2 protein-coding genes are annotated in these 2,293 nt (G+C 71.5%); one reads left to right on the forward strand and one right to left on the reverse strand.

What is annotated here, in order from left to right; genetic code table 11:
* Positions 1-556: DUF6801 domain-containing protein (locus FNH05_RS36300; protein WP_144593358.1), on the reverse strand; the 556-nt coding region annotated here is incomplete at its 3' end.
* Between the two features lie 296 nt (positions 557-852).
* Here FNH05_RS36300 and FNH05_RS36305 point away from each other — a divergent pair.
* The coding region (locus FNH05_RS36305; RefSeq protein WP_144593359.1) for an AMP-binding protein at positions 853-2,293 on the forward strand (1,441 nt) is incomplete at its 3' end.

Here is a 2,293-nt window from a genome sequence, read left to right on the forward strand (position 1 = left end):
CCACCTGCGTGCACTGCGAGTCGAAGGTGCCGAGGCCGGTGTCGGTGCCGTCGGCCTTCTTCGGGTGCAGGGTCAGCTTGATGTCGCCGACGGTGATCGTGGCGGTGCCCGCCTTGGTGAAGGTCATCGACGGCGCGCTGCCGGTGGCGGTGACCTGGAACGAGCCCGAGGAGGGCACCGGGGTCGGCGGGATGGTCGCGGGCACGGTGACGGGCAGGGTGCCCTGGGGCGCGGTGACCGTGGAGGCGGCCGCCGCGCTGCCCTCGACGGTGGCCGCGCCGACCAGGGACAGGCCCTGGGTGGCGGTGGACGGCACCGTGGAGACGGTCTTGACGTCGAACGCGGGGACGGGCTGGCCGACGGTCGCGGTGGCGGGGATGTCGGCGCTGAGGGCGATCTGCAGCGTCTGGGTCCCGATCAGGGGGAACGGGCAGCTGTAGTTGAGCGTGAGCGAAGCCGGTGCGGCCGCGCCCGTCCCGGCCCCCGCCAGCAGGGCGGTGACCGCCGTGCCGGCGACCACCGCCGAGGAACTGGCGGCCGCGATCACTTTTCTCATTCTCTTGGGATTGTTCACTCTGCTCCTCCGGGAGTATCTCCGGTGATACTTCGAACTGCGTGAGGAAATGGCGGAATCGAATGTCCTACCGGCGAGTAAGGTAGCTTTGTGAAAAGTGGGGCCGCAAGGTTTTCCGGCGAGGGCGGCGGGAAGTTGTCACCTTTTCACAGGGCGGGTGGCGGCCGGATTGGCATGCGGGGGCTAATGTTGGCGGGAGCGCCGGGGCGCTCCCTCTTCCGCGCGAAACACCCGGAGTGTTGTTGACCTCGCGCCAGGAACCTCCGTAGCTTCGTCGGATGCCTGACTGCGTGACCCTCGAGCTCGTCGTCGACCACCCGAGGTCTGCCGTCTGGGAAGCGCTCACCGATCTGGAGCTCTACCCCCGCTTCTTCCGGGGAGTGGGCGTCTGCGAGCGCAAGGACGACGGGGGCACCGGGCAGTGGTACCGCCTGCGGGCGAACGTGTGCGGGCCGCCCGCCGAGCACACCCTGCGGGTGTTGCTCAACCGCCGCGGCGAGCAGTTCGTCCTCGACAGCGAACCCAACACGGCAGGCTGCGTCTCGGTCCAGCTCACCGACGCCGAGAACGGCGGCACGGCGCTGCGGTGCATCTTCTTCCGCCCCGACGGCGGTTTCCGGCGCAGTGCGGCCGAGATCCGGCAGTGGGCGCGCGACGGGTTGGAGCGCCTCGGCCGCCACCTGGCCGGTGAGCCGGAACCGCTGCCGTCGCCGCGCCCGCCGACCACGCTGCAGATCGCGAACACCCTGGTCACCGCCGGGGTGATCACGCCAGGACGACCCGACCGGCTGATCCGGCAACTGGCTGCGCTCAACCGCTGGGGCGCCACGCTGGCCGGCGGCTACACCGCGGCCGCCGCCCGCTCCCCGCACGAGACGGCCGTGACTGACGACGAGGGTACCCAGTGGAGCTTCCAGGAACTGTCGCGGCTGGCCGACCGGCTCGGGGGGCTGCTGGGCAAGCTCGGTGCCGGCGAAGGGGCGCCGGTGGCGCTGCTCGCGCGCAACCACGCCTGGTTCGTGCTGACCCTGCTGGCCTGCGGCAAGATCGGCGCCGACGTCGTGCTGCTCAACACCGGTCTCGCCGAACCGCAGGTCATCGACGCCGTGCTCCGGCACGAGGTGCGGGTGCTCATCGCCGACGACGAGTTCGCCGGGGTGCTGCGCGCGCTGCCCGCCGACGCCGTCGTGGTGAGCACCGGCGAGCTGGGCAAGCTCGTCGAGGACGCACCCCAGGTGCGGCTCGGGCCACCGTCCCGTCCGGGCAGGCTGGTGGTTCTCACCTCGGGGACCACGGGGGCGCCGAAGGGCGCGCGCAGACCCACGCCGAAGGGGCTCTCCACGGCCGTCTCGCTGCTGTCGCGCATTCCGCTGCGGGCCGGGGAGCGGATGCTCGTCGCCGCCCCGCTGTTCCACGCGTGGGGTCTGTCGGCCCTGCAGGTGGGCATGCCCCTGCGCGCGAACCTGGTGCTGCAGCGGCGCTTCGACGCCGAAGCGTGCCTGCGGGCGGTGGCCGAGCACCGGTGCACCTCGCTGTTCGTGGTGCCGGTCATGCTGCAGCGCATCCTCAACCTCCCCGAAGAGGTGCGAGCCCGCTACGACACCTCCAGCCTGCGCGTCGTGGCGAGCAGCGGTGCGGCGCTGCCGGGTGCGCTGGTCACCGCCTTCCAGGACGCCTTCGGTGACGTCCTCTACAACTTCTACGGCTCGACCGAGGTCT

Source organism: Amycolatopsis rhizosphaerae, from assembly GCF_007713715.1.
Taxonomy (GTDB): domain Bacteria; phylum Actinomycetota; class Actinomycetes; order Mycobacteriales; family Pseudonocardiaceae; genus Amycolatopsis_E; species Amycolatopsis_E rhizosphaerae.